This is a genomic window from Arthrobacter sp. SX1312, from assembly GCF_002929295.1.
In the GTDB taxonomy this organism is placed as follows: Bacteria; Actinomycetota; Actinomycetes; order Actinomycetales; family Micrococcaceae; genus Arthrobacter_D.
In genome coordinates this window covers 966,307-991,373 of sequence record NZ_PJIM01000002.1, presented here as the reverse complement: position 1 = coordinate 991,373, position 25,067 = coordinate 966,307, and the positions used below count along the sequence as shown (strand labels likewise).

The following is a 25,067-nucleotide window of genomic DNA, read 5'->3' as shown; positions in this document are numbered from 1 at the left end:
GGACGGCGCGTTGCGGCGTGACGTGCGAGGCGCGTCGCGCCTTCAGAAACCCGTCCACCACATCCCAGGCGACGAACAGGACCACCACCCCGGTGATGATGGAGGCGATGGTCCAGCCGCCGCCGGTCGCGGCGGCCGGATCCCACCCGACGGCGTCGACGAAGTCGGGATTGAGCAGCCGCCCCCGGACCACAGGAGGACCGCGGGCACCGCGAAGGCGAGGGCGAGGACGAGATTCACGACGGCGGCCGCCCAGGACCAGTCCCGCAGGTACAGCCAGGCCGCGAAGACGGCCTCGGCGGCGATCAGCCCGAGGAACCACGGGAGCCAGAAGGACCACAGCGCGGGATCGAGCAGCGGGACAGCGCTTCCGTCCGCGGCCCTGACGACGGAGGACACCTGCTGCCAGAGGACGGCCACCGCCAGGGCGGCGAGGAAGACGAGGGATGCGATGAACTCCGGCAGCCGGCTGCGCCGGGAGTGGTCGGGCAGTGCCGGGAGGCGGTCGGGCGACCACTCCACCCCGGTGTCGGTGACGCTCGCACGCTCGAGGACGGCGAACACCAGCGTGGTCCAGAAGCTGACGTGCACCGTGACGCTCAACGCGGTCGCCACCGCACTGCCGATGGCCGCACCGAGATCCCCTGGCTCAGGAACTGCACGAGGAAGACCACCGGGGTGGCGATCGGGACCACGATGGACAGGAGGGTCTTCAGGAGCCGCATCCAGTCGAGGTAGTACCGGGGCCCGATCAGCAGGAGCGGGCGTTGCACGTAGTCGGCCGCGAGGCGTTCCGGGTCGCCCAGCTCCGTGAGGGCCGAGCGTTCGGCGGTGCCGGGCTCCTCCCCGGCGGTGCGGTGCGCGTCGACGGCGTCGCCGATCATCTCCCGGATCTCGGGTTCGATCTCGGCGCGCTGGGAGTCGGGCACGGTGCGGACGGCTGCCCATACATAGCGATCGGTCAGCGTGGTCATGGCAGTTCCCCTTCGGCGAGGCGGTGCAGCGAGGCGGTCAGCCGATCCCAGTCGGCGGTGAGGGTGGCGGCGAGGTCGTCGCCGGCCGGGCTCGTCCGGTAGAACTTGCGCGGACGGGATTCGGCGGTGTCCCACTCGCTGGTCAGCAGGCCCTGCTTCTCGAGGCGCCGAAGGAGTGGATAGAGCGTGTTCGCGTCGACCTGGAGGTCCAGGTCGTCGAGCGAGCCCAGGAGCGCATACCCGTAGTCGGGCGTGCGCAGCCGGGTGAGGCACGCCAGGACGACCGTCCCGCGCCGCAGTTCCTGCAGATGTCCGGCGACCAGGCCCTCGTCGATTTCCATGTCAACACTATGGTGTGCGACGCACAGTGTAGGAAGACGTGGCCGGTTGTCGTCCCGGCGATCACCCTCCGGGGGTGATCCGCGGGGGTGCCATACTGTCGCCCATGGATCTCGAACAATGGTGGAACAGCGTCACGCCGCAGACCAGGGAGTGGCTGATCGCCCACAACGGTGAGGCGCTCACGCCCGAGGTGGTCGCCGAGATCAGCAGGGCCGGCGGCCTGGTGGCCTCCGAGTCGTGGTGGATGGGCGAACGCGGCCCCGACGGCATCCTGCTCTCGGACGCGGCGACGGACTGGATCGAGGAGCGCGCCAACGAGGAATAGCCGCGGGTAGCGCCGCGACCACCGACGCGCGCTACCGCAGGACGAGGAGCACGGCCAGCAGGAGCATGACCGCGGCGATCAGTGCATCAAGGATGCGCCAGGCCCAGGGGCGGGCGAAAACGGGGGCGAGGAAGCGCGCCCCCACGCCGAGCGCCGAGAACCACAGGATGCTGCCGAGGGCGGCGCCCGCGCCGAACCACCACCGGCCCGGCGTGCCGTGCGTGTTCGCGAGTGATCCCAGCAGCAGCACGGTGTCGAGATAGACGTGCGGATTGAGCCAGGTGAGGGCGAGGCAGGTTCCGAGCGCGGCACGCCAGGACGTCGTCGCGGGCCCTCCGTCGACGTCGAGCCGCTCCCCCTGGAGCGCGCGCCGCCCCGCGAGGACGGCGTATCCCGTGAGGAAAGCCGCCCCGGCCCAGCGCACCACCTCCACGAGCACGGGGGCCTGCTCGATCGCCGCTCCCAACCCGCCGACGCCGAGCACGATGAGCACGAGGTCCGAGACGGCGCACACCACCACGACCAGCGCGACATGGGACCGCCGCAGGCCCTGGCGCAGCACGAAAGCGTTCTGCGAGCCGATGGCGACGATCAGGGTCAGTCCGGCGGCGAGGCCGGTGGCGGCGGTGGAGATCACGGAACCAACCTAGGGCCGGCACTTATGCTTAGACAAACTAATGCTTCTTCACCGAGATAAGAGTTGCTTATGCGATTAGTCGATCCGGGACAGGCCGAAGCCCTTGCGGCGATCATCGAGAAGGGCAGTTTCGAGGCAGCGGCCTCCACGCTGTCCGTCTCGCCCTCAGCGATCAGCCAGCGGATCCGGGCCCTCGAGGTCGCCGTCGGGCGCCCGGTCCTCACCCGCACACGCCCCCTCCGCCCCACCGGAGCGGGAGAGGCGATCGTCCGCTTCGCGCGGCAGCTCGAACTGCTGTCGGCGGACCTCGCCACCGAGCTCGACTCCGCCCGCGACGGCCCCCGCCGGCGGATCACGATCGTGGCCAACGGCGACTCCCTGCACACCTGGGTACTGCCGGCCCTCGCCCGCGTCGCAGACACCCTGCAGCTCGAGATCCTCCGGGAGGACGAGGACTACTCCCTCGACCTGCTGCGCAGCGGTGCCGCCTCGGCGGCCATCACGTCCGTGGCCGCTCCCGTGCAGGGATGTTCCTCGCAGCCGCTCGGCGTCATGCGCTACGTGCCCGTCTGTTCCGTGGACTTCCGGGACACCTGGTTCGCCGACGGGGCGACGCCGGAACGGCTCTCCCGCGCCCCCGTGGTCCTCTTCGACCGGAAGGACGACCTCCAGGACCAGTACCTCCGTTCGCGCATCCGCAGTGCCTTCGACCCGCCGCGTCACTTCCTGCCCGCGGCGCAGGCCTTCGCGGACGCGATCCGCTTCGGCATGGGGTGGGGCCTCGTGTCCGAACTGGAGTTGCGGTCCGACCCCCAGGGCCTCGTCCTGCTCGACCCGGGAGGCCACGTGGACGTCCCCCTGTACTGGCAGCAGTGGCGCCACGGATCCACGTCCCTGGCTGCCGTCAGCGACGCGGTACTGCGGTCCGCGGCGCTCCTCCTCCACCCACCTGCGCGGAGGAGCTGACGGCGAGGGAGACCCCCTGCGTGGGGTGCGGTGGCGCCACGGACCGACGGCGCTCCCCGTCGTTCATGACGGCGTCGGTGGGGGTTGCTACTATCGTCGAGCGAGCAGCCGCTCGTCGACAAAGGCAAACCCGGTGCGAGCCGGGGACGCAAAGCCACGGGACCCCTGAGGTCAGCCGGGCCGCCGAAGAGAACAGGTCCACGGAGTATGCCTCGGACACGCCACGTCCCCCCAGTTCCCAGACCCGCCCGCCGGCAGACCCCGGCCGCCCCACGGAACCGCCCCGGTGCAGCACGCGATGAATAGCTCCCCACCGGGCGATCGTCGGGCCGCCGTCGTCATCGAGGACGATCTCGACATCCGGAACCTGGTCTGCGCCGTCCTGGAACAGGGCGGCTTCGTGGTCAGTGGTGCGACCACCGGGCGCGAGGGTGTCGACGTGGTCCGCCAGCAGCACCCGATGCTGGTGACCCTGGACATCGGGCTCCCCGATATCGACGGTTACGAGGTCCTGCGCCGGATCCGCAACACCACCGACTGCTACGTGATCGTGCTCAGCGGCCACAGCGACGAGATGGACATCCTCACCGCACTCCAGGCCGGAGCCGACGACTACGTCCTGAAGCCGTTCCGGCCCCGCGAACTGCGGGCCCGCATCGACGCGATGCTCCGCCGCCCCCGCATCGGGCAGAACACGCACTCCCCGCCGGCCCGGACCGAGGCACTCGCAGCCCCCGCGCCCACCCCGTCCGACGACGATGCCGTCCCGGCGAAGTCCGCCAACGTCCTGCGAAACGGCGGCATCACGGTGGACGGCGACGCGCGGATCGCCAGCTGTGCCGGCGTGGAACTGCCGCTCACGAAGACCGAATTCAATCTGCTGTACGAGCTGATGCGCGGCAACGGCGCCGTCCGGACCAAGGAGGAGCTGGTCCGGGTGTCCCGGGGCGGGGACTACCGGGGGTACAACTTCGTCAGCCGTACGGACGAGCGGGCCATCGAGGTGCATATCGCGAATCTCCGCCAGAAGCTGGCGCGCGTGGACGGCGGCCCGGACCTCATCACGACGGTGCGGGGCGTGGGGTTCCGCGTCGTGCCCCGGGACAAGGACTAGCTGAGAGCTGCCGCCGCCCCGGGGTGGTCCGGGTAGCCTGCCCGCAGTACCCCGAGCGTGTCCGCTGCGCACGCACGCAGCAGGGCGCTCGCGCGCCGGGCGCCGTCGAGGTCGTGGGCGACGATCATCCGGTGGACCACCCGCGCAGCCTGGTCGAGGCGGACCGCGCCCACCATCATGGCCGACGTCGTCACGCTGAGGACGGCGTCCTCGGCGCCCGTGGCATCGCCGGCCCCGATCCTCAGCTCCAACCGCTCGAGCTTGCCCTCGAGCGTCGCGGAGAAGTCACGCGCGAACCGGAGGACGACGGCGGGGTCGGAGAAGTCGCGCGCCATGTCCCCGAGGACCGAGGGGTCCACGAGGGGCGCCGCCTTGCCCGGCGCGTCGAGGGACGGGGCGGCATCGTGTGGGAGGGGTGCCGCGCCGTCCACCGGATACCGGCCCTGATACTGGTCAGGGCCTGACGGAGTCGAAGGTAGGGGCACACTCCAAGCCTAGCGATGGCAGGTGGGCGGCGTGCACCTGCACGGAGTTCTTGCGCAAAGCTTGCGCTGGAGCAGGACGTTTGCCGGTACGACCGCTGCGCTTCACCGTCCCGTCACCCGGTGCCGGCCGGGCGGCGTCGGGCTGCGGGCGCCTGAGCCGTCCTCCGGTCAGGCCTTCCACTCCGGCCGGTAGCCCCCGTGGCCGGCCCAGGGACCGGCGAGCAGCTTCAGCACGCTCGACCCGTGGGGCTCACCGAGGTCGGCGAGCGCGAACCGCAGGAGACGCCGCTTGGCCTCGCATTCCGACAGGACCCGCGCGGGCTCGTACCAGCCCCGCGCACCCCACACTTCTTCCGGGAGGGTGCCCGTGCGGGCGGCTTTCTCGTCCTCGGTGATGCGTGCGTCGAGGAAGGCGGCGATCTCATTCATACCTGAAACCTTATCCAGCGGGAGCAGCTGCATCGTCCACCCCACGCGGAGGACGGTCCGCCGTCGCGCACCAGGCCGCGACCCGGCCGGCCCCGCCGACGATCCCCTCGAGCTCCTCGACGACCCGGGGCTGCGCGCCGTCGGCATCCACGCGCCGGAAACCCGCGAATTCGGGAAGCCCGCGGTAGGCGTCGCGGTAGGCCCGGAGGTGCTCCACGCGTTCGGTGTCGGCGCCCCGCGCGGTGATCCGGCGGAGGGCCTCCTCCGGGCTGACGTCGAGGAACACGACGACGTCCGGGGCCGGCAGCGTGCGGGCCAGCGCAGCGAGGAACCTGCCCCGCGGCAGTCCGCGGGTGGTGCGCAGCGCCTGCTGGCAGTGCAGGTGCCGGTCCAGGATGACGACGCCGTCGAACCGGTGGGCGCGCAGGTGGTTGGTGAGCACGTTGACCGCCCGGACCACGGATTCCAGGAGGTCGAGGGACCGTGGCGGAACGTCGAGGCCGAGCCGCGCGGTCCACGCCGTCATGGTGCGCCGGCCCGATGGATTGGCGAGGACCATGGTGGGCGTCGTGGTGCCGAGGAGCCCGCCGAGCGCCGAGGCGGCCGTCGTCTTGCCCGCGCCGTCGATGCCCACCAGGGCGACGACGAAGCGACGCACCGGACGGCGGGCTCGCTTGTCGGGGGTTCTCGTTCGGGGAGTCATCCTCCAGTTATACGGGTTGATCCTAGGAGCCCTCCCGGCCCGGGCTGTGCCGGAGCCGGGAGACGGGCCGTTCTCCGCGGGACCGGGTCGGCCCCGCCCGTTACCGCGGGGACGGCACCCTGCCGAGCCGGGACGGCCACCAGATCCTCGGGCCGATGTCGTACGCCAGGGCCGGGATGAGCAGCGAGCGCACCAGGATGGTGTCGAGGAGGACACCGAAGGCCACGATGAACGCGATCTGCGCGAGGAACAGGATCGGGATCACGCCCAGTGCGGCGAAGGTCGCCGCCAGGACCACGCCGGCCGAGGTGATGACGCCGCCCGTCACGCCGAGCCCCCGCAGGATGCCGGGCCGCGTGCCGATCCGGAGCGACTCCTCCCGGACCCGGGTCATCAGGAAGATGTTGTAGTCCACGCCCAGGGCCACCAGGAACACGAAGCCGAACAGCGGCACCGATGCGTCGGCCCCCTCGAACCCGAGGACGGTGTTGAACACCACCGCCGAGACGCCGAGCGCCGTGGCATAGGAGAGCGCAACGCTGGCCACGAGGAGTACCGGCGCGAGCACGGAACGGAGCAGGATGATCAGCACCACGAGGATGACCGCCAGGACGATCGGGATGATCTTGACGAGGTCGGCGAGCGCGGTGTCGTTCGTGTCGATCGCCACCGCCGTGACGCCGCCCACCAGCGCGTCTCCTCCGCCGACGTCGTCGAGCGCGGTCCGCAGCCCGCGGACGACGTCCTCCGCCTGTTCGGAGTCGGCCTGGTACTCGAGCGTGCCGCTGATGAGGACCTGCCCGTCCTCGACGACGGCGGCGCCGCTCGGGTCAGCGGTCACGGCGGCGTCGGAGATGCCCTCCTGCGCCGAGACGACGTCGAGCGCGGCCTCCTGGTCGGCCTCCGGGGCGACGACGTAGACGGGGCTCCCGGAGCCGGCGTCGAAGTGGCGGGCGAGGGCCTCCTGGCCGTCGACCGCGTTGGACGGCGTCAGGATCAGGGCGGACTGCGGGACGCCGTTGGCCTGCAGCTGGGTCAGCCCGAGGGCGCCCGCCACCAGGACGAGCAGCGACGCGATCCACAGCACGCGCGGGCGGCGGCCCACGAGCAGGGCCACGCGCCGCCAGAGTCCCTTCAGCCGTTCGAGCCCGGTCTCCGGCCCGGCGCCGGTCGCCGCGGCGTGCCTGCCGTGGTGCGGGGCGACGACGGCGGCCGACGCGGGGTTGTAGCGCGGGAGCAGGGGCCAGAAGGCCGCCCTGCCGAACAGGAGGAGGAACGCGGGGAGGAGCGTGAGCGCCGCGGCGAGCGAGAAGGCGATGCCGATGGCGGCGATCGGCCCGAGGCTCTGGTTCGAGTTGAGATCCGAGAAGAGCAGGCAGAGCAGGCCGAGGATCACGGTGGCGCCGGAGGCGAGGATCGGCTCGATCGAACCGCGGTAGGCCACGCGCATGGCCTGCCACTTCGTCTCGTTCTCCGTGAGCGCCTCCCGGAACCGGGCGACGAGCAGCAGCGCGTAGTCCGTGGCGGCGCCGATCACGAGGATCGAGAGGATGCCCTGGCTCTGGCCGCTGAGCTGGATCACGTCGAGCGTCGCGAGCCAGAAGATCAGCAGGATCGACGTCGCGAGCGCGAACACCGAGGTCAGCAGGACGAGGAACGGCAGCACGATGGACCGGTAGACGACGAGGAGGATGAGGAACACCGCGCCGAGGGCGACGGCGAGCAGGATGCCGTCGATCCCGCCGAAGGCCTCGACGAGGTTGTTGGTGAACCCGGCCGGGCCGGTCACGTAGCCGGTGACGCCCTCGGGCAGGTCGTCGTCGAGGATGGTGCGCAGCTCGCCGACCACCTCCGCGAGTTCCGCGTCGGAGGAGACGAAGCCGATGTACTGGACGGCGAACCCGTCCTCCGACGGGATGGGACCGGCAACCGCCGGCGCCCCCTCGGCCGGGGATTCGAGGCCGTCGACACCGCCGAGCGTCGCGCCGAGCTCCTCGTAGGCGCCGAGGTCCCGCGGATCGATCGCGGTGTCCGATTCCGCCACGATCACGGCGGGAACGGCGTCCGAGTCACTGAACCTCTGCTGCAGTTCCCCGGCTTCCGTCGACTCGGCGCCGGCAGGCAGGAAGGACGCCTGGTCGTTGCTCGAGACCTCCTCGAGCCGCCCGAAGGTCGGGCCGCCCACCGCCGCTCCGATCAGCCAGATCAGGACCACCACGACGGGCAGCAGCACCCTCAGCCATCTGTTCTTCATCGCACTCCACACCTCTCCAGGGGTATCTCTACAGCAAAGTATATCTATGATGGAGATAGTTGGGAACGGGCCTAAGCTGGGAGGGACAGGAGGCGAGGATCCATGGCCACGAGGGACGAACTCATGGCACTCATGCGGCAGTTCACCATCGAGACCGAGCGCTACGTGGAGGCCGCCAGTGAGCGCGACAGCCTGTACCGCACCGATCTCCATGCCCTGAGCATCATGATGGGCGCTGCACGGGCCGGCCTCACCGTCACCCCCGGCCTGCTGCGCGAGGAGCTGAACCTGAGCTCGCCGGCCACCACGGCCCTGGTCGACCGCCTCGATTCCGCCGGCCACGTCACACGGCGACGCAGTGAGGTCGACCGGCGGCAGGTCCACCTCCAGCTGACCGAGAAGGCCCTCAGCACCGGCGCGATGCTGTTCGCCCCGCTCGCCCGCCACATCAACGGCGTCTTCGACCAGTACACGGACGAGCAGCTGTCACTGCTGCGCGACATGATGCAGAAGATCACCGACGCCACGGTCGCCGCGAAGGACGACGCCCGGGACGGCGTCGGGCTGGCTGCGGACCGGTCCGCCGGTTAGCCTTCCAGGCATGAACAACGAGGTCTATTCCCACGGACACCACCCGAGCGTGACGGCTGCACATGCGATGCGCACGGTGACGTCGTCGGCCGCCTACCTCGAGCCCTTCCTCGAGGCCGGCATGGACCTGCTGGACATCGGGTGCGGACCGGGCAGCATCACCGCGGGGTTCGCGGATCTCGTGGCCCCCGGATGGGTGACCGGCATCGACCGGTCGGCCGACGTCGTCGCGCAGGCGTCCGCCACCCACGCGGACGTGGCCAACGTGGAGTTCCGCGAGGGCAACGTGTACGACCTCGACGTCCCCGACGAATCGTTCGACGTCGTGCACGCGCACCAGGTGCTGCAGCACCTCGCGGACCCGGTGGCTGCGCTCCGGGAGATGCGGCGCGTCGTGCGGCCGGGGGGCATCGTGGCCGCCCGCGAGGCGGACTTCGGCGCGATGACCTGGTACCCGGCGGTCGGCGAGCTCGACGAGTGGCGGGAGCTGTACGGGGAGCTGGCCCGCGGGAACGGCGGTGAGCCCGACGCCGGCCGGCGATTGCCGGGGTGGGCGGCCGCGGCCGGCTTCGCGGACGTCGAGGTGTCGTCGTCGAACTGGGTGTACGCCACTGCCGCGGACAGGCGTGCGCATGCGGAGTCCTGGGCCGAGCGCGTGGAGCACTCCGCCTTCGCCGAGCAGACCATCGAGCGGGGACTCGCCGACCGGCAGACCCTGCAGCGCCTGGCCGAGGGCTGGCGCAGGTGGGGGCGTGCCGAGGACGCCGTGTTCCTCATGCCGAGCGTCGAGATTCTCGCCCGCGCCTGAGCCGGTGCGCCGATAGGCTGGCGGGATGTACCGCATCGTCACCGTCTGCACGGGCAACATCTGCCGCTCGCCCATGGCGGAGCTCATGCTCGCGCACGCCTTCAGGCAGGCGGGACTGCAGCAGTACGTCGCCGTCGATTCCGCGGGGACCACCGACTGGGAGGCCGGGAAGCCCATCGACGAGCGGGCGGCCGCGAAGCTGGCGGAACTCGGCATCGAGAGCCACCTGCACCGTGCCCGACGCTTCGAGGCCGTCTGGTACCGGGAGCGGGACCTCATCCTCGCCCTGGACCTCGACCACTACCGGGAGCTGCGCCGGGACGCCCCGGACGGTGACGCACGGGACAGGATCCACCTCCTGCGCGAGTTCGATCCGACGACGACGGACGCCGACCTCGAGGATCTCGGGATCTACGACCCCTGGTACGGCGACGCCAGCGACTTCGAAGCCACCTGGCGGATGGTCCACGGCGCGGTGGAGGGCGTCGTCCGGTTCGTGCGCCACGAACTCGACGCCTGACGTTCCCGCGCCCCGACCGGCAATGCTTACCATGAACGGGTGAACCCCTCCCTCTGGCTGGCGCTGCTCGGCGCCGGGACCCTGATCAGCTTCGTGCCCGGGGCGGGTGCCGTGAACACCATGAGCAACGCGCTGACCGTCGGTTTCCGCCGCTCCATCTGGGGGATCCTCGGCCAGCAGGCGGCCCTCCTGGTACACATCGGTGTCGCGGCGGCGGGCGTGGGGCTGCTCGTGACCAACTCGCCGCTGGCGTTCGACGTCATCCGGTACACCGGCGCCGCGTACCTCGTGTACCTGGGCGTGCGGAAGTTCCTGCAGAAGCCCGAGCACGACGAGGCCCGGGCCCGGCAGGGCACCGAGGGCGCGCTCTCCATGGTCCGCCGCGGCCTCTGGGTCAACCTGCTCAACCCGAAGGCCATCGTGTTCTTCCTCGCCCTGATCCCCCAGTTCATCCGCCCGGACCGCCCGCTGCTCGGCCAGTACGCCGTCCTGGCCGCGACCGTCGTCGTCATCGACGTGCTCGTCATGTGGTTCTTCTACGCCGGCGCCGCCCGCTCGTTCCGGCGCTTCACGCAGGACGACCGCGGGCAGGTGGTCCTCAACCGCACCTTCGGCTCGCTCTTCGTCGGCGTCGGCGCCCTGCTCGCCGTGGCCTGACCCGTGCCCTCCGACGCGCCCCTGCTCATCGCCGTCGACGGGCGGTCCGGGGCGGGCAAGACCACCCTCGCCGTCGAGCTCGCCGCCCTCCTCCGGGAGCACCACAGCGTCAGCCTCTTCCACCTCGAGGACATCTACCCGGGCTGGGACGGGCTCGACGACGGCATCGGCGCCTACGTGGAGCGCGTCCTCCTCCCCCTGCGGGACGGGCGGCCCGCACACTGGAACGCCTGGGACTGGGACCGCGGGCAGGACGGCGCCGAACGGACCACGGCGCCGGCCGAGATCGTGCTCCTGGAAGGGGTGGGCGCCGCGGCTGCTGCAGCGCGGCCCCACCTCGACGCGGTGATCTGGATCGAGGCGGACGCCGGGATCCGGCACCGGACCGCGATCGAACGCGACGGCGAGGCCTACGCGCCCTTCTGGCAGCGCTGGGCGGACCAGGAGGACGCCTGGCTGGCGGGCGACGATCCCTGCGCCGCCGCCGACGTCGTCGTGCAGGGCCACCGCGGGGTCCCGTCACCGCAGGCCGTCCGCCTCGCACTCACGGGACTGCCGGCGTGCGCGATCCTGCTCGCGCCGGAGCGCGCGGGCCGGCGCGGGCTCCGGCTGGACTGCGAGCGCATCGACGCGACGCCGGACACCGCGGCGCTGTTCTCCACCCTGTACGGCGCGTCCCCCGCCGCGGTCTGGCTGGACAGCTCCGACACCGGGACCACGACGGCCCGGCCGGAGGGGCGCAACCGCTTCAGCATCCTGGCGGACGCGTCCGGCGCCTTCGGGCAGCAGGCCCTGCACCGGGACGGCATCACGGAGATCACGGCGGGCCCGGTCACCACGCGCATCCGCGAACCCTTCTTCCGCTGGCTCGACGACGTCTGGGGACGCCGGGCGGTCCGCCCCCCGGAGGGCTTCGCCTGCGGGTTCGGCCTGGGGTGGCTGGGCTACCTCGGCTACGAGCTCAAGCGGGAGACGGGCGGCGCCTCCGTACCCACCCCGGCCGATGCCCTCCCGGACGCCGCCCTGATCTTCGCGGGCCGCGCCGTCGTCGTGGACCACGCCGAGGCGGCCGTGTTCCTGCTCACGCTCACGGACGGGCGGCGCGACCCGGACCGGGAGTCCTGGCTGACGGAGGCCCGCCACGCCGTCGCGGCGCCGTCCCCCGTCCCGCCGTCACCGCCGCCCCCGGCACCCCGGTTCGTTGCCCGGGACTCCCGCGAGGAGTACCTCGCGAAGACCCGGCGCGCGCAGGCCGAGATCGCCGACGGCAACACGTACGAGGTGTGCCTGACGACGTCGCTCTCAGCCCGCGTGGAACGCCTCGATCCGCTGGCGACGTATCTCCGCCTGCGGGCCGCGAGTCCGGCGCCCTTCGCGCACTACCTCCGCTTCCCGGGCTTCGCCGTCGCCAGCACCTCGCCCGAACGCTTCCTGAAGCTCACACAGGACGGCTTCATGCAGGCGGAACCGATCAAGGGCACGCGCGGTCGATCGGCGGATCCGACGGAGGACGCCGGCCTGCTCGAGGACCTCCGGACCTCGGAGAAGGACCGGGCGGAGAACATCATGATCGTGGACCTGCTCCGCAACGACCTCTCCCACCACGCGGTCCCGGGCTCGGTCACCGTCAGCCGGCTGTGCGACATCGAGTCCTATGCCACCGTGCACCAGATGGTGAGCAGCATCGACGCCCGGCTGCGGCCGGGTAGCGCACGCGCCGGGGTGATCGGGTCCGCCTTCCCTGCCGGCTCGATGACGGGCGCGCCGAAGATCAGCACCATGGCCATCCTCGACCGCCTGGAGCAGGGTCCGCGCGGCCCCTACTCGGGTGTCGCCGGGTACTTCAGCCTGACCGGCGCCACGGACCTCGCCGTCGTGATCCGCACCCTCGTGCTGGCGGAGGACGGCGACGCGACACGTCTCACGCTGGGCGTCGGCGGGGCGATCACGGCCGACTCGGACCCGGCCGAGGAGTGGGCCGAGGTGCGGACGAAGGCGCGCGGCGTGCTGTCCGCCCTGGGCTCCGGCTTCCCGGCCGACGACGGGCACCCTGCAGCCCTGCGCGGCGCCGGGGTCGGACCGTGACGGCCCTCCACCCCACCAGGAACAGGAGGTCGTGCACCGCTGGCTTCCCTGACCGGCGCCATCTGCTCGAGATACGCTGCGCCGGCTGCTCCCCGGAGCGGAAGGGGAGGGGATAGAGTCGTGGCAGCCCCTGACGAAAGCAGACTCTGATCTTCCGCCGTACTGCACCCAGCATTGTCCCCCTGGCGATCGCGGTCCTCCTTGCGGCTGCCGGCTGCACCCCGGGAGGGCCTCCGGCGCCGACTGCTGCCGAGTCGGCGCCGGAGACCCTCCCCTCGGTGCTCCTTGCAGACCCCCACGCCGGCGTGCGCCGTGTCCTGGCCGGCACTGAAGCGCAGTCGTCCGTCGCGATGAGCGGGATGCTGTTCGACACCAGCCCTGCAGCCGTGGTGTTCGCCCGTCAGTTGGAGACGGGACTCGATCTCACCGACGCCGACCTGACCGTGGCTTCGAGTGCTGCTGTAGGTCTGCAGGTCCCCCTGCTGGTCGTCGGGCCGGGCGGGTCCGACGGTGCGACGGTCGACGCCGAGCTCACCAGGCTCGGAGTCGAGACGGTCATCGGGTACGGTGACCCGGCAGCGGACTGGGCCGCCCTGATCGGACAGCGGGCCCTCGTCGTCGGCCCCACCGAGGCGGCCGACTTCGATGGCGTCCTCGATGTATCGACCACACCCGAGGCCGTACCGGAAAGCGACGTCGCCGCCTCGATCGGAAGGCTGAGTGCGGACGACGCACGCCTGCTCACGCTGGAACCCGCCCCGGCAGCAACGCCGACCCCATCGGACCCCGGACCGGCGACACCCGGTCCCGCGTCCACGACCTCCACCGACTCGGTGCTGGCGGACACCGCCACTGCAGCGCGGGTCCCACCCTTCACGCCCGCCGGTGAGCCGATCGATGCGCTGGTCCTGGCGACCCCGTCCTCGGCGCCGGCGCCTCTTGCGACAGCCCGGGCTGCCGGAATCGACGTCGAACTGGTCGCGGACGCGGACCCACGGTCCACCAGCACGGCCGTGGACGCCGTGCGGTCCCGCGCCGACGGTGCAGTACTTGCGGTCGGCGCCGCTTTCGGCGCGCAGGAGGTCTTCGCGCAGCGGGTCCAGGTGGCGGCAACAGCCCCTCAGTTGCCGGGAGGTGGCCAGACCGTCTTCCCCGGCCGCCGTATGGTGGCCCTGTACGGGCACCCCAGCGGACCGTCCCTCGGGGCGCTGGGGGAACAGGGCATCGACGAGACGATCGCCCGGGTCAAGGGTCTTGCTGCCCGGTACCAGCCGTTCAGTGACGAGCCCGTCGTCCCCGCCCTCGACCTCATTGCCACGATCGCCAGCGCGGAACCCGGTACCGACGGCGACTACTCGAGCGAGACCCCGATCGACGTCCTTCGGCCCTGGGTCGATGCCGCCGAGGAACAGGGCGTGTACGTCGTCCTCGACCTGCAATCCGGACGATCCGACTTCCTGTCCCAGGCCAGGCTGTACGAGGAACTCCTCACCCGCCCGACCGTCGGTCTCGCCCTGGACCCCGAATGGCGGCTCCTGCCCGGCGAGCGGCCACTCCAGCAGATCGGCAGCGTCAGCGCCGCCGAGATCAATGCCACCACTGCCTGGCTCGCGGACCTCACACGGGACCGGGCCCTGCCCCAGAAGCTCGTGATGGTCCACCAGTTCCGGATCGACATGATCAGCTACCGTGCGGATCTCGACGTCTCACGCAGCGAACTGGCGGTGACGCTGCACGCCGACGGCCACGGGACGCCCGGGCAGAAACTCGACACCTGGTCCGCGCTGCAGGGCGTCTCTCCCGCAGGGACGTGGCCGTCGTGGAAGAACTTCCACGACGAGGACCAGCCCATGCTGACGCCCGAGCAGACCTACTCGCTCGTCGACCCGAAGCCGTGGCTGGTGACCTACCAGTAAGCGGCCCTGGATCTGCGGTGCCGGAGAGTCGACCGCGGGTCCGGTGCTCAATCAGGGAGATACGGTTCGTACTGGTCGAGGGTGCCGTCGAGCACCGGCACGTCGAGCGTGACGGAGTCCGACGGCGTCGTCAGGGTGATCTCCGTCAGCGCGCCGGGGGGCTCCTCGACGGTGCTGAGGATCTCTTCATTGGTGTCCAGCGGGTACTGACCGTTCGCCGGCACGGTTACCTCCACCTGATCGTCCGCGTCGCTGACCGTGACCTCAATGGCGGCGGAGGACTCGTTGTCGAGCGTCCCCAGGAGGCGGCCGGGCATCCCTTCTTCTGCAGAGACGACGAGCATGCTGCGCAGTTTCACGACCCCGACCTGCCCGTCCTCGCCGGTGGCGATCGCGTCCCTGGTTTCCTCGGGAGTGCTGCAGCCGGTCACCGCCAATACGGCAATCACTGTCAGGGCGGCTGAACCCCGGGCCAGGGACTGGCGACGACCGTGCTGGATGCGGTGCATGAGAGCTCCTTCGGATGTGGCCAGGCGTTCCTGGCATGCAGTGGATGACCCGCAGGAGAGTGGAGGAAGGATGCGTATCTCTTCCGATGAATCCGTCGTGGATGGGGATCGACGTCTCTTGCCCGGTCTCAGGAGCCGCGGGTGCGTGTTGCGCTCCGAGCAATCGTAAGCAGGCTGTCTTTACGTGATCAAGCAGCGGGGCTGTCGTCCGCCGGACCGTTGCGGAATCGCAACGACCCTGGATCCGGGTTCGCCCAGGGAGTAGCTGCCCGTGTCGGCAAGGATCAAGTGGGCAGCCGGCCACCGACGTGCCATCGGCTCAGGGTGCGGGTAGGCCAGAATGAGCGGCATGGATACGAGCAAAGAGTCCGTGCGTGAGTCCCTGCGTGTCCAGCTGTGGCCCGTTCCCCTGATCGCCGTCATCATCGCGCTCGTCCTGGGACAGGCTCTTCCGTACCTCGATCGGCAGTTAGACGACAGCATGCCGCCGGTGGTGTCCGGGATCCTGTTCGGCGGGGGGCCCGAAGCGGCGCGGTCACTGCTGGAGACGATCGCCAGTTCCACCATCACCGTCACGTCGCTGACCTTCTCACTGACGGTCGTCACGTTGCAGCTCGCGAGCAGCCAGTTCTCCCCGCGCCTCCTGCGCACCTTCACACGGGACCGTTTCGTCCACAACACACTCGCCCTGTTCCTTGCGACGTTCGTCTTCGCTCTCACGGTGCTGCGCAGTATCCGGGTGGAAACCAGTGCCGGGCCGGCGTTCGTCCCCGAGATCGCCGTGACCACGGCCTTCGCGCTGACCATCAGCAGCGTCGTCGGCCTCGTCCTCTTCCTGGCCTACCTGGCACGGCAGATCCGCGTCGAGACCATGTTGCGTGATGTGCATCGTGAGACCGACAAGACCCTCGAACGGGTTTTTCCGGAGCACGACTCACGAAGGCCGAGCGTCCGGACGCCGGAAGGCCGGCCGGATGCGGTCCGCGCGCCGTCCTCGGGTTTCCTCACCCGCATCGACACCGGAGCCCTGCTGTCGGCTGCAGAGCGACTCGACGCCTTCGTGTCCGTCGACGTGGCACCCGGAGCCTCCCTCGTCGCCGGAGTGCCGGTCGCCCGAGTATGGGATGCGCAGGCGGTTCCACTCGACGGCGACCGACTGGCGGAGCTGACCGAGACGGTGTCCCGGTCGCTGAGAACCGACTTCGAGCGCACCTCCACGCAGGACCCGTCGTTCGGCCTGCAACAACTCCTCGATGTCACCGACAAGGCTCTCTCGCCCGGCGTCAACGACCCCACGACCGCCGTCCATGCACTCAGTCACATCTCCGCGATCCTGTGCTCCCTCACCGATCGGACCACCGGGCCCGTCACGCTCTACGACTCGAACGATCGGGCCCGACTGAACCTCACACTTCCTTCCTTCGCCCAGCTCCTCGATCTCGTCATGGACCAACTCATCACCTACGCCTTCACGGACCCTCGAACAGCGGGTCGGAGCATCGCCATGCTGTCCGAGATCACGATCAGCGCATCCCGCGCCGGAACGCTGCCGACACATACGTCGGCCCTGAGCGGACATCAGGCGCGCGTCCGGACGGCGGTCGAAGCCTCGACGCTCGATGCGGTGATTCGCGCCGATCTCGCCTCCCAGCTGAACGACGTCGAACGGCAGCATCGTCGGCCAGGCGCTTGATCGGCCGTGCTGCTGCGTACCCGTCGCGCGGGCCCGGGAATCCCGTGCACCCCCGTTCGGACGTGCCGAGTGCTACTGTCCATCGATGAGCACACCTCGCATCCACCTGGATCGACCCGCGCTCCTGGTGATCGACGTCCAGCAGGGCTTCGATGACTCCGCGTTCTGGGGCGAGAGGGACAACCCCGCGTGCGAGGACAACATCGCCGCGCTGGTCACGCACTGGCGCCGCCAGGACTGGCCCGTGGTCTTCGTCCAGCACGACTCCGACAACCCGGACTCGCCCCTGTCCCCCTCCCGGCCCGGTCACGCCTTCAAGGACATACTCACGGGGACCCCCGACCTCCTCGTCCACAAGAGTGTGAACTCGAGCTTCTACGGGACCCCGGATCTGCACGGGTGGCTGCAGGCCGAGGACATCGCGCAGGTCGTCATCTGCGGGATCACCACCAACCACTGCTGTGAGACCACGGCCCGCATGGCCGGCAACCTCGGTTACGACACCTACTTCGCCATCGACGCAACGCACACCTTCGATCGAAGGACACCGGACGGAGACCCTGTCCCTGCCGAGACACTCTCGATCGTGACGGCGACGAACCTCCACGACGAGTTCGCCACGGTACTGACCACGTCAGCACTCCTCGACCACTGAGACACCTCCTCGGACTCCCTCCCCTGACAGCGCTGCACCTGATCAGGCACACTCCACAGGCCACCGGCGCCCCCTTCTTCCGGGCGGATGTCAACCGGATCCTGCCGGTACCGCTGACCCGTCCGAGAGGCGGACGATGAACAGGTCAGACCGCGGCAGCCCACGGCGGGCCGCGGACCCGTTCGGCTGAAAGTGGACTCTATGGCGGACAGTGGTGGAATGGCCGACAAGGCCGAAGACTATGCACAGGACAATCCCGAGAAGGTGGACCAGGCCGAGGACAAGGCCAGGGAGACCCTCGACGGGAAGGACGGCGATCAGAAGTAACTGATCCCCTACCGAGGCCGGGCCGCGATCGAGCGGCCCGGCCTTCTTGCTGCCGGAGCGGCCCCGTCCGCGTCGAATCGCCGACGAATGGTGGTCCCGATCCCTTGACCCGCCTTTTGTTACCGTTCACAATTGCCGCAGGGCTCCCCGCCCATGCAGCAACGACGGTGCAGATACCCCTTGCTGTGGTTCCGATTCCAAGGAGGCAGCAGTGTTCAGGAAATCCTTCGTGGCGGTCATCGCCGCTACAACCCTCGCCCTCACCGCCTGCGGCGGTCAGTCCGAAGCCGGCGGAGAGGGCGGTTCCGATGACACCATCACCATGGGCTTCGCCCAGGTCGGCGCCGAGAGCGGCTGGCGTACCGCCAACACCAAGTCGGTCCAGGAAGCCGCGGAAGCGGCAGGCGTCGACCTCAAGTTCTCCGACGCGCAGCAGAAGCAGGAGAACCAGATCAAGGCGATCCGGTCCTACATCCAGCAGCAGGTGGACGTCATCGCCTTCTCCCCGGTGGTCGAATCGGGCTGGGACACCGTCCTGAAGGAAGCCAAGGACGCGGACATCCCCGTGATCCTCACCGACCGGGCGGTCGACTCCACCGACACCTCGCTGTACAGGACCTTCCTCGGCTCGGACTTCGTCGAGGAGGGCAAGAAGGCCGGGGAATGGCTCGTCGAGGACTCGGCCTCGACCGAGGGCCCGGTGAACATCGTGGAACTGCAGGGCACCACGGGGGCGGCTCCGGCCATCGACCGGAAGGAAGGATTCGAGGCGGCCATCGCGGCCGATCCCGACCTCGAGATCGTCCAGTCGCAGACCGGCGACTTCACCCGGAGCGGCGGCAAGCAGGTGATGGAGGCGTTCCTGAAGAACACCCCCGACATCGACGTGGTCTATGCCCACAACGACGACATGGGGCTGGGCGCCATCGAGGCCATCGAGGCCGCAGGGAAGGTGCCCGGCAAGGACATCAAGATCATCACCGTGGACGCCGTGAAGGACGGCATGACCGCTCTCGCGGAGGGGAAGATCAACTTCATCGTCGAGTGCAACCCGCTCCTCGGCGATCAGCTCATGGACCTGGCTGCCAAGGTGGTCGCGGGCGAGGAGGTCCCGGCCCGCGTGGTGACCGAGGAAACCACCTTCACGCCCGAGCAGGCCAAGGAAGCCCTCCCGAGCCGCGAGTACTAGGAACCGGACGCGGCCGCCCGCGAGGACGGCCGCGTCACCAGGAGAGAGGGATGCGGCGGGCCCGGCCCGCCGCATCCGGAGCACAGGAGGCAGGACATGGGCGGGACCGCTCCCGTGGTGGACATGCAGGGCATCTCCATCGCCTTCCCGGGCGTGAGAGCGCTCGACGGCGTCGACTTCCGGCTGTTCCCCGGGGAGGTCCACGCCCTCCTGGGCGAGAACGGCGCCGGGAAGTCCACCCTCATCAAGGCCCTGACGGGGGTCTACGCGATCGACGACGGCACCATCACCGTGCTGGGGGCCCGGACGAGCTTCGGCACGCCGGCCGAGGCGCAGGCGTCCGGGATCAGCACGGTCTACCAGGAGGTGAACCTCTGCCCCAACCTCTCCGTCGAGGAGAACATCCTGCTCGGCCGCGAACCGCGCAGGCGCGGCGCCATCCACTGGCGGGAGGTCCGCCGGAAGGCGGAGGAGGTCCTCGACCAGCTGCAGCTGGGGCACATCGACCCTCGCTCCGTCCTGTCCTCGCACTCCATCGCCATCCAGCAGCTCGTGGCCATCGCGCGTGCCATGCAGATCGAGGCAAGGGTGCTCATCCTCGACGAGCCCACCTCCAGCCTCGACGCCGACGAGGTGCAGCAGCTGTTCTCGGTCATCCGCACGCTGCGGGACCGGGGCGTCGCCATCCTCTTCGTCTCCCACTTCCTCGAGCAGGTGTACGAGGTCTCGGACCGCATGACGGTGCTCCGCAACGGCAGGCTGGTGGGCGAGTACCTGACGGCCGAACTGCCGCGCATGGGCCTGATCTCCAAGATGATCGGCAAGGAACTGGACGCCCTGGCCGAGCTCGAGGAGGCCGAGAGCCGACGGCAGCCGGACCGCACGGACCAGACGCTGTTCCTGCAGGCGGAGGGCCTGGGCAGGAAGGGCTCGGTCCAGGAGGTGACCTTCACCGTCCACGACGGCGAGATCCTCGGCCTCGCCGGCCTGCTCGGGTCCGGCCGCACCGAGACGGCGAGGCTGCTCTTCGGAGCCGACAGGGCCGATCAGGGACAGCTGACCATCCGCGGCACGAGCCGCGCCCTGCGCAGCCCCCGGTCCGCCATCGATCGGGGCATCGCGTTCTCCTCCGAGAACCGCAAGGAGGAGGGACTGATCGGCGATCTGTCCGTCCGCGACAACCTGATCCTGGCGCTGCAGGCAGGCAAGGGCTGGTGGCGGCGCGTCCCGCGTGCCACCCAGGACGAGCTGGCGGATCGGTACATCAAGGCCCTCGACATCCGCCCGTCCGGCAAGGACACGCTCATCCGGGATCTCAGCGGAGGCAACCAGCAGAAAGTGCTGCTGGCGCGCTGGCTCATCACCGATCCGCGCCTGCTCATCCTGGACGAACCGACCCGGGGCATCGACATCGGCGCCAAGACCCAGATCCAGAAACTCATCAGCAGCCTCGCAGCGGACGGCATGTCCGTCATCTTCATCTCGGCCGAGCTCGAGGAAGTGCTGCGGATCAGCGACCGGATCGCCGTCCTCAAGGACCGGCGGATGGTCGCGGACATACCCAACGACAACATCACCATGGAAGACGTCATGACGGTCATCGCGGGAACGAACGCATGAGTGCGCTGCTGAGGCACCGCCTCACCTGGCCCGTCCTCGCCCTCGTCCTCCTGCTCCTGCTCAATCAGCTCTTCCGTGCGGACTTCCTCTCGGTCCGGGTGCAGGACGGCCACCTCTACGGCAGCCTGATCGACATCCTCCGCAACGGAGCACCCACCATCCTGATCGCCCTCGGCATGACGCTCGTCATCGCCTCGCGGGGCATCGACCTGTCGGTGGGGGCGGTCGCGGCCATCGCCGGTGCCGTCTCCTGCATGTACATCTACAGCTCCCCCGAACCGGCCTCCCTGCAGACCGCCGCGACCGGGGTGGCGATCGCTGTCGTCGCGGGCCTCGCCCTCGGGGCGTGGAACGGTTTCCTGGTCTCGGTCATCGGGATCCAGCCGATCATCGCCACCCTCGTGCTCATGACCGCAGGCCGCGGACTGGCCCAGCTGGTCACCGACGGGCAGATCATCTCCGTGTCCAACGACTCCTACCAGGCGATCGGTGCCGGATACTTCCTGGGCCTGCCCATCTCGATCCTCATCGCGGCAGCCGCCTTCGGGATCACCGGCCTGCTGACGCGCCGGACGGCCCTCGGCACGCTCATCGAGTCGGTGGGCATCAATCCGGTGGCGAGCAGGCTTTCAGGGCTCGACGCGCGGACCATCACCTGGACCGTCTACGTCTTCAGCGGGCTGTGCGCGGCGGTCGCCGGCCTCATGATCAGCTCCAACGTCACGGCGGCGGACGCCAACAACGCCGGCCTGTACATCGAGATGGACGCCATCCTCGCCGTCGTCATCGGCGGCACCTCGCTGGCCGGGGGCCGGTACAGCCTGGTCGGCACCCTCGTCGGGGCGCTGATCATCCAGACCCTCACCACCACCGTCTACACGCTCGGCGTCCCGCCCGAAGCCACCCTGGTCTTCAAGGCGCTCGTCGTGATCATCGTGTGCCTCCTGCAGTCCAGCAGGGCGCGCACCCTCCTCAGCCGACGACGGCGGCCCGTGACCGAGCCGTCCCGACCGAAGGTGGCCGCCTGATGTCCGTGCTCACCCGCACCCCGGCACCGCTCGACCGCCCCCGCATGACCCGGCTGCGGGGCAAGGCGCGGTACGCCCCCACCCTCGCGACGATGGGCCTCTTCCTCGCCATGTTCGCCGCCGGCGCCGTCATGTACCCGGGGTTCCTGTCCGGGCAGGTCTTCCTCAACCTCCTGATCGACAACACGTTCCTGATCGTCCTCGCCGTCGGCATGACGTTCGTGATCCTCACCGGGGGCATCGACCTCTCCGTCGGCTCCGTCGTCGCGCTGTCCATGATGATCGCCGCCGCCCTCCTCCAGGCCGGCTGGAACCCCGCCGCGGTCATCGCCCTCGTCCTCCTGACCGGTGCCACCTTCGGCCTGCTCATGGGACTCGTGATCCAGGTCTTCGAGATCCAGCCCTTCATCGTCACCCTTGCGGGCCTGTTCCTGGCGCGGGGCCTCTGCTACGTCATCAGCGTCGATTCCATCACCGTGACCGACCCCTTCTTCACCTCCATGGCGCAGGCGAGGATCCCGCTGGTGGGGACGCTGTTCGTCTCCCCCGGCGTCGTGATCGCCCTCGTCGTGGTCGCCGTCGCGTTCTACGTGCTGCATCAGACGCGGTTCGGGCGGACCGTGTACGCGATCGGTGGCGGAGAGTCCTCGGCGCTGCTCATGGGCCTCGCCGTCCCGCGCACCAAGGTCCTCGTGTACGGGATCAGCGGACTGTGCTCCTCGATCGCCGGGATCCTCTTCTCGTTCTACAGCCTCTCGGGCTACAGCCTGGCGGCCACCGGGCTGGAACTCGACGCCATCGCGGCGGTCGTGGTGGGCGGGACGCTGCTGACGGGAGGCTACGGGTACGTGCTCGGCTCCCTCACGGGGGTGCTCGTGCTCGGTATCGTCCAGACGTTCATCTCCTACGAGGGCACGCTGAGCTCCTGGTGGACGCGCATCGTGATCGGCGCCCTGCTCCTCGTCTTCATCCTGCTGCAGAAACTCTTCACCCGGAAGGTCAGACTCACCTGAGGCCGCGGGGTTCCGGCGGCTACGCTGTGGCCCATGACTGTTCTCGTGTTCCTGGACCCGGCCCATGACGACGGCAGGGTGGCCGACGCGTCCCAGCCGCAGCTGATGGCCACCGACCTCGGCGCCACCCGCGGGGACGGCCTCTTCGAATCCCTGCTCGCCGTCGACGGAGCCCCCCGCAAGGAGCAGGCGCACCTGGCGCGCCTCGCGGCGTCGGCCGACGCCCTGGATCTGACCGTGCCCGACGCCGAGGCGTGGAGCCGCGCGATCCGCACCGGCCTGCGCGAGTTCGCGGCAGCGGAACCGGACCAGGGACACGCCGTCGTGAAGCTGATCGCCACGCGCGGCGTCGAGGGCGCCGGGCGGGCCACGGCCTGGGTGCAGGTTTCCCGCGTGCCCGAGGCCACCCTCCGGCAGCGCGAGACGGGCCTGAAGGTCCTCTTCCTCGAGCGCGGGTACGACAGCACCGTCGCCCAGCGCGCGCCCTGGCTGCTCCTGGGGGCGAAGACCCTCTCCTACGCCGTCAACATGGCCGCCGTCCGCTACGCGAAGGCGCACGGGGCGGACGACGTCATCTTCACCTCCTCCGACGGCAAGGTGCTGGAAGGCCCGACGTCGACCGTCCTCCTCGCCTACGACCGCGACGGCCGGAAGACCCTCCTCACGCCGCAGCTCGAGAGCGGCATCCTCGCAGGGACCTCACAGAGCGCGCTGTTCGCCGCGGCGAAGGAACAGGGGTGGGAGCTCGGCTACGGACCGCTGGAACCGCACCACCTGCTCGAGGCCGACGCCGTGTGGCTGATCTCGAGTATCCGGCTCCTCGCGCCGGTGCTCTCGCTGGACGGCCAGGACCTCCGCACCTCGAGCGCGCTGACCGCCGAACTCACCGACCTCGTGGACCGCTTCGTGTAATCTCCGCCACAAAACGGCCCCTGAAGGCCCTTCTGCTACGTCAAGCGTCGGTTTTCGGCCCTCTCGTTTTGACCCGGTGCTTCGTGCTGCCCTAGCGTTTTGCCTGCAATCAAGAGTTCCAGCCCTCGGCCCTGGCCGGCTGGACAGCAACCCTCTCCCGTAGTGGGGTGCTCCAGGTGAAGATTCGGCCGCCGGGACAAGTCCCCCGGTTGGCAAGTACGGCGTCGTGCGGCCTGTCCCGGACCATTCCTCCGTGACGGCACCCGCACCCGCGCACATCCCAGAACAGTGAGCGTGTCACCCAGCAGCCTGTCCCCTCCTCGCCGTGACCCGGCGTCCCCCGCACCATCCCCGTTCCCCGCGCCTCCATCCGGGCCGGCACCTCGAAGGACATCATGAACATCTCCCGCAAGGTCCTGGCGGCATTCGCCGTCCCCTTCCTCGCCCTGACCGTCTCCTGCGGCAGCGGCAGCAGCGAGCCCACCGAGACCACGGACGCCCTGGCCGGCAGCGACCAGCAGTCGCTCGACCAGTACACGACCGAGACCACGACGCCGATCGACGAGATCGACACGGCCGAGCTCGGCCTCATCACCGACGGCACGCTGCGCGTCGGCACGCTCTCGGACGCCCCGCCGAACATCTTCCTCGAGGACGGCGTCTTCACCGGCTACGACAACGAGCTGCTGCGCGCCATCGGCGACAAGCTGGGCCTGGAGGTCGAGTTCGCGTCCACGGACTTCTCCGCGCTCCTCGCCCAGGTGCAGAACAAGCAGTTCGACGTCGGATCCTCCTCGATCTCCACCACCGCGGAGCGCCGCGAGAACGTGGGCTTCACCAACGGCTACGACTTCGGCTACATGGCCGTCGTCACGAAGAACGGCTCCTCGGTCACAGGCTTCGACTCGCTCTCGGAGAGCACCCGCATCGGCGTGGTCCAGGGCACCGTCCAGGACGACTACGTCTCCAACACCCTCGGTCTCGAGCCGGTGCGCTTCCCCGACTACAACACCGTCTACGCGAACGTGAAGAACGGGCAGGTGGACGCCTGGGTGGCCCCGTCGCAGCAGGCCACCGGTCAGGTGAAGGAGGGCGACGACACGACGATCGCCGAGACCATCATCAACACCGAGAACTTCACCGCGTACGCCGTGAACAGCGACAACCAGCCGCTCATCGACGCCCTCAATGCGGGCCTCGACGCCGTCGTCGCCGACGGCACGTGGACCGAGCTCACCGAGGAGTGGTACCCGGACCGCGAGATGCCCTCCGACTGGAAGCCCGGCAGCAAAGCCGTGGAAGTAAAGTAGCGGTC

Annotated in this window: 26 protein-coding genes and 2 riboswitches; of the genes, 17 read left to right on the top strand and 9 right to left on the bottom strand. The window is 69.9% G+C overall.

Annotation, left to right across the window (positions count from 1 at the left end):
* Window positions 1-42: 42 nt before the first annotated feature.
* Genes CXQ92_RS12225 through CXQ92_RS12215 form a run of 3 tightly spaced genes read right to left on the bottom strand, consistent with a single transcriptional unit; the run spans window position 43 to window position 1,315 of the window.
* Window positions 43-603: a hypothetical protein gene (locus CXQ92_RS12225; RefSeq protein ID WP_146067465.1), complete on the bottom strand. Its 561-nt coding sequence runs from the start codon at window positions 601-603 to the stop codon at window positions 43-45.
* Window positions 600-974: a permease prefix domain 1-containing protein gene (locus tag CXQ92_RS12220; protein WP_104167968.1), complete on the bottom strand. Its 375-nt coding sequence runs from the start codon at window positions 972-974 to the stop codon at window positions 600-602. The genes CXQ92_RS12225 and CXQ92_RS12220 overlap by 4 nt, the downstream gene beginning before the upstream one ends.
* Complete coding sequence (locus CXQ92_RS12215; protein WP_104167967.1) at window positions 971-1,315, bottom strand: PadR family transcriptional regulator; 345 nt, start codon at window positions 1,313-1,315, stop codon at window positions 971-973. The genes CXQ92_RS12220 and CXQ92_RS12215 overlap by 4 nt, the downstream gene beginning before the upstream one ends.
* 104 nt (window positions 1,316-1,419) lie before the next feature.
* Here CXQ92_RS12215 and CXQ92_RS12210 point away from each other — a divergent pair, with 104 nt between their 5' ends.
* Window positions 1,420-1,641 (top strand): hypothetical protein, encoded by a 222-nt coding sequence (locus CXQ92_RS12210; protein WP_104167966.1) that lies wholly within the window; start codon window positions 1,420-1,422, stop codon window positions 1,639-1,641.
* 31 nt (window positions 1,642-1,672) lie between these two features.
* On the opposite strand, the gene CXQ92_RS12205 is transcribed toward CXQ92_RS12210, so the two are convergent.
* The gene (locus tag CXQ92_RS12205; RefSeq protein WP_104167965.1) at window positions 1,673-2,278 is read right to left on the bottom strand and encodes a LysE/ArgO family amino acid transporter; all 606 of its coding nucleotides are present in this window, start codon (window positions 2,276-2,278) and stop codon (window positions 1,673-1,675) included.
* Between the two features lie 69 nt (window positions 2,279-2,347).
* Between CXQ92_RS12205 and CXQ92_RS12200 the strand changes: the two genes are divergently transcribed.
* The gene (locus CXQ92_RS12200) at window positions 2,348-3,244 is read left to right on the top strand and encodes a LysR family transcriptional regulator ArgP (RefSeq protein ID WP_104167964.1); all 897 of its coding nucleotides are present in this window, start codon (window positions 2,348-2,350) and stop codon (window positions 3,242-3,244) included.
* Window positions 3,245-3,357: 113 nt separating this feature from the next.
* A riboswitch (cyclic di-GMP riboswitch) is annotated at window positions 3,358-3,432 on the top strand.
* 110 nt (window positions 3,433-3,542) lie between these two features.
* Window positions 3,543-4,358 (top strand): response regulator transcription factor, encoded by an 816-nt coding sequence (locus CXQ92_RS12195; protein ID WP_104168238.1) that lies wholly within the window; start codon window positions 3,543-3,545, stop codon window positions 4,356-4,358.
* On the opposite strand, the gene CXQ92_RS12190 is transcribed toward CXQ92_RS12195, so the two are convergent.
* The 4 genes from CXQ92_RS12190 to CXQ92_RS12175 form a co-directional block, all read right to left on the bottom strand.
* Window positions 4,355-4,843: a hypothetical protein gene (locus tag CXQ92_RS12190; protein ID WP_146067464.1), complete on the bottom strand. Its 489-nt coding sequence runs from the start codon at window positions 4,841-4,843 to the stop codon at window positions 4,355-4,357. The genes CXQ92_RS12195 and CXQ92_RS12190 overlap by 4 nt on opposite strands.
* A gap of 168 nt (window positions 4,844-5,011) precedes the next feature.
* Window positions 5,012-5,272 (bottom strand): DUF6221 family protein, encoded by a 261-nt coding sequence (locus CXQ92_RS12185; protein WP_104167962.1) that lies wholly within the window; start codon window positions 5,270-5,272, stop codon window positions 5,012-5,014.
* A 10-nt stretch (window positions 5,273-5,282) separates the two neighbouring features.
* Window positions 5,283-5,975, bottom strand: coding sequence for an AAA family ATPase (locus tag CXQ92_RS12180; RefSeq protein ID WP_104167961.1), 693 nt, complete (start codon window positions 5,973-5,975; stop codon window positions 5,283-5,285).
* 100 nt (window positions 5,976-6,075) lie between these two features.
* Complete coding sequence (locus tag CXQ92_RS12175; RefSeq protein WP_104167960.1) at window positions 6,076-8,229, bottom strand: efflux RND transporter permease subunit; 2,154 nt, start codon at window positions 8,227-8,229, stop codon at window positions 6,076-6,078.
* A gap of 102 nt (window positions 8,230-8,331) precedes the next feature.
* Here CXQ92_RS12175 and CXQ92_RS12170 point away from each other — a divergent pair, with 102 nt between their 5' ends.
* From CXQ92_RS12170 to CXQ92_RS12145, 6 genes are all read left to right on the top strand, one after another.
* On the top strand, window positions 8,332-8,820 hold the full coding sequence (locus CXQ92_RS12170) for a MarR family winged helix-turn-helix transcriptional regulator (protein WP_104167959.1): 489 nt from the start codon (window positions 8,332-8,334) through the stop codon (window positions 8,818-8,820).
* A gap of 10 nt (window positions 8,821-8,830) precedes the next feature.
* On the top strand, window positions 8,831-9,628 hold the full coding sequence (locus CXQ92_RS12165) for a methyltransferase domain-containing protein (RefSeq protein WP_104167958.1): 798 nt from the start codon (window positions 8,831-8,833) through the stop codon (window positions 9,626-9,628).
* Window positions 9,629-9,653: 25 nt separating this feature from the next.
* Entirely contained in the window at window positions 9,654-10,148 is a 495-nt protein-coding gene (locus CXQ92_RS12160) for a low molecular weight protein-tyrosine-phosphatase (protein WP_104167957.1), read from the top strand.
* A 39-nt stretch (window positions 10,149-10,187) separates the two neighbouring features.
* Window positions 10,188-10,805 carry a LysE family transporter gene (locus CXQ92_RS12155; RefSeq protein ID WP_104167956.1) on the top strand — a complete coding sequence of 206 codons (618 nt, stop codon included), beginning with the start codon at window positions 10,188-10,190 and terminating at the stop codon, window positions 10,803-10,805.
* 3 nt (window positions 10,806-10,808) lie between these two features.
* Entirely contained in the window at window positions 10,809-12,890 is a 2,082-nt protein-coding gene (gene pabB, locus CXQ92_RS12150; RefSeq protein ID WP_104167955.1) for an aminodeoxychorismate synthase component I, read from the top strand.
* A gap of 278 nt (window positions 12,891-13,168) precedes the next feature.
* The gene (locus tag CXQ92_RS12145) at window positions 13,169-14,806 is read left to right on the top strand and encodes a hypothetical protein (RefSeq protein ID WP_104167954.1); all 1,638 of its coding nucleotides are present in this window, start codon (window positions 13,169-13,171) and stop codon (window positions 14,804-14,806) included.
* 47 nt (window positions 14,807-14,853) lie between these two features.
* On the opposite strand, the gene CXQ92_RS12140 is transcribed toward CXQ92_RS12145, so the two are convergent.
* Window positions 14,854-15,315: a DUF1573 domain-containing protein gene (locus tag CXQ92_RS12140; protein ID WP_146067463.1), complete on the bottom strand. Its 462-nt coding sequence runs from the start codon at window positions 15,313-15,315 to the stop codon at window positions 14,854-14,856.
* Between the two features lie 349 nt (window positions 15,316-15,664).
* Here CXQ92_RS12140 and CXQ92_RS12135 point away from each other — a divergent pair, with 349 nt between their 5' ends.
* The 8 genes from CXQ92_RS12135 (at window position 15,665) to CXQ92_RS12100 (ending at window position 25,062) form a co-directional block, all read left to right on the top strand.
* Entirely contained in the window at window positions 15,665-17,008 is a 1,344-nt protein-coding gene (locus tag CXQ92_RS12135; RefSeq protein ID WP_219815716.1) for a DUF2254 domain-containing protein, read from the top strand.
* Between the two features lie 85 nt (window positions 17,009-17,093).
* On the top strand, window positions 17,094-17,663 hold the full coding sequence (locus CXQ92_RS12130) for a cysteine hydrolase family protein (protein WP_104167951.1): 570 nt from the start codon (window positions 17,094-17,096) through the stop codon (window positions 17,661-17,663).
* Between the two features lie 538 nt (window positions 17,664-18,201).
* Window positions 18,202-19,179, top strand: coding sequence for an ABC transporter substrate-binding protein (locus CXQ92_RS12125; protein WP_104167950.1), 978 nt, complete (start codon window positions 18,202-18,204; stop codon window positions 19,177-19,179).
* Between the two features lie 96 nt (window positions 19,180-19,275).
* The gene (locus CXQ92_RS12120; protein WP_219815715.1) at window positions 19,276-20,799 is read left to right on the top strand and encodes a sugar ABC transporter ATP-binding protein; all 1,524 of its coding nucleotides are present in this window, start codon (window positions 19,276-19,278) and stop codon (window positions 20,797-20,799) included.
* Complete coding sequence (locus tag CXQ92_RS12115) at window positions 20,796-21,827, top strand: ABC transporter permease (protein WP_104167949.1); 1,032 nt, start codon at window positions 20,796-20,798, stop codon at window positions 21,825-21,827. Before CXQ92_RS12120 ends, CXQ92_RS12115 begins: the two co-directional genes overlap by 4 nt.
* Window positions 21,827-22,840, top strand: a complete 1,014-nt coding sequence (gene yjfF / locus CXQ92_RS12110) for a galactofuranose ABC transporter, permease protein YjfF (RefSeq protein WP_104167948.1) — start codon at window positions 21,827-21,829, stop codon at window positions 22,838-22,840. Before CXQ92_RS12115 ends, yjfF begins: the two co-directional genes overlap by 1 nt.
* Before the next feature lie 33 nt (window positions 22,841-22,873).
* Entirely contained in the window at window positions 22,874-23,752 is an 879-nt protein-coding gene (locus tag CXQ92_RS12105) for an aminodeoxychorismate lyase (RefSeq protein WP_104167947.1), read from the top strand.
* A gap of 107 nt (window positions 23,753-23,859) precedes the next feature.
* A riboswitch (SAM riboswitch) is annotated at window positions 23,860-23,977 on the top strand.
* A 170-nt stretch (window positions 23,978-24,147) separates the two neighbouring features.
* Window positions 24,148-25,062 (top strand): ABC transporter substrate-binding protein, encoded by a 915-nt coding sequence (locus CXQ92_RS12100; RefSeq protein ID WP_104167946.1) that lies wholly within the window; start codon window positions 24,148-24,150, stop codon window positions 25,060-25,062.
* Window positions 25,063-25,067 lie beyond the last annotated feature (5 nt).

What these genes read in the sequence shown, in the direction of transcription:
- CXQ92_RS12100 (WP_104167946.1), top strand. Translation starts at nt 24,148, where the DNA reads ATGAACATCTCCCGCAAGGTCCTGGCGGCATTCGCCGTCCCCTTCCTC.
- CXQ92_RS12105 (WP_104167947.1), top strand. Translation starts at nt 22,874, where the DNA reads ATGACTGTTCTCGTGTTCCTGGACCCGGCCCATGACGACGGCAGGGTG.
- CXQ92_RS12170 (WP_104167959.1), top strand. Translation starts at nt 8,332, where the DNA reads ATGGCCACGAGGGACGAACTCATGGCACTCATGCGGCAGTTCACCATC.
- CXQ92_RS12140 (WP_146067463.1), bottom strand. Translation starts at nt 15,315, where the DNA reads ATGCACCGCATCCAGCACGGTCGTCGCCAGTCCCTGGCCCGGGGTTCA.
- CXQ92_RS12185 (WP_104167962.1), bottom strand. Translation starts at nt 5,272, where the DNA reads ATGAATGAGATCGCCGCCTTCCTCGACGCACGCATCACCGAGGACGAG.
- CXQ92_RS12200 (WP_104167964.1), top strand. Translation starts at nt 2,348, where the DNA reads ATGCGATTAGTCGATCCGGGACAGGCCGAAGCCCTTGCGGCGATCATC.
- CXQ92_RS12165 (WP_104167958.1), top strand. Translation starts at nt 8,831, where the DNA reads ATGAACAACGAGGTCTATTCCCACGGACACCACCCGAGCGTGACGGCT.
- CXQ92_RS12180 (WP_104167961.1), bottom strand. Translation starts at nt 5,975, where the DNA reads ATGACTCCCCGAACGAGAACCCCCGACAAGCGAGCCCGCCGTCCGGTG.
- CXQ92_RS12175 (WP_104167960.1), bottom strand. Translation starts at nt 8,229, where the DNA reads ATGAAGAACAGATGGCTGAGGGTGCTGCTGCCCGTCGTGGTGGTCCTG.
- CXQ92_RS12195 (WP_104168238.1), top strand. Translation starts at nt 3,543, where the DNA reads ATGAATAGCTCCCCACCGGGCGATCGTCGGGCCGCCGTCGTCATCGAG.
- CXQ92_RS12220 (WP_104167968.1), bottom strand. Translation starts at nt 974, where the DNA reads ATGACCACGCTGACCGATCGCTATGTATGGGCAGCCGTCCGCACCGTG.
- CXQ92_RS12210 (WP_104167966.1), top strand. Translation starts at nt 1,420, where the DNA reads ATGGATCTCGAACAATGGTGGAACAGCGTCACGCCGCAGACCAGGGAG.
- yjfF (WP_104167948.1), top strand. Translation starts at nt 21,827, where the DNA reads ATGTCCGTGCTCACCCGCACCCCGGCACCGCTCGACCGCCCCCGCATG.
- CXQ92_RS12135 (WP_219815716.1), top strand. Translation starts at nt 15,665, where the DNA reads ATGGATACGAGCAAAGAGTCCGTGCGTGAGTCCCTGCGTGTCCAGCTG.
- CXQ92_RS12160 (WP_104167957.1), top strand. Translation starts at nt 9,654, where the DNA reads ATGTACCGCATCGTCACCGTCTGCACGGGCAACATCTGCCGCTCGCCC.
- CXQ92_RS12120 (WP_219815715.1), top strand. Translation starts at nt 19,276, where the DNA reads ATGGGCGGGACCGCTCCCGTGGTGGACATGCAGGGCATCTCCATCGCC.
- CXQ92_RS12130 (WP_104167951.1), top strand. Translation starts at nt 17,094, where the DNA reads ATGAGCACACCTCGCATCCACCTGGATCGACCCGCGCTCCTGGTGATC.
- CXQ92_RS12215 (WP_104167967.1), bottom strand. Translation starts at nt 1,315, where the DNA reads ATGGAAATCGACGAGGGCCTGGTCGCCGGACATCTGCAGGAACTGCGG.
- CXQ92_RS12115 (WP_104167949.1), top strand. Translation starts at nt 20,796, where the DNA reads ATGAGTGCGCTGCTGAGGCACCGCCTCACCTGGCCCGTCCTCGCCCTC.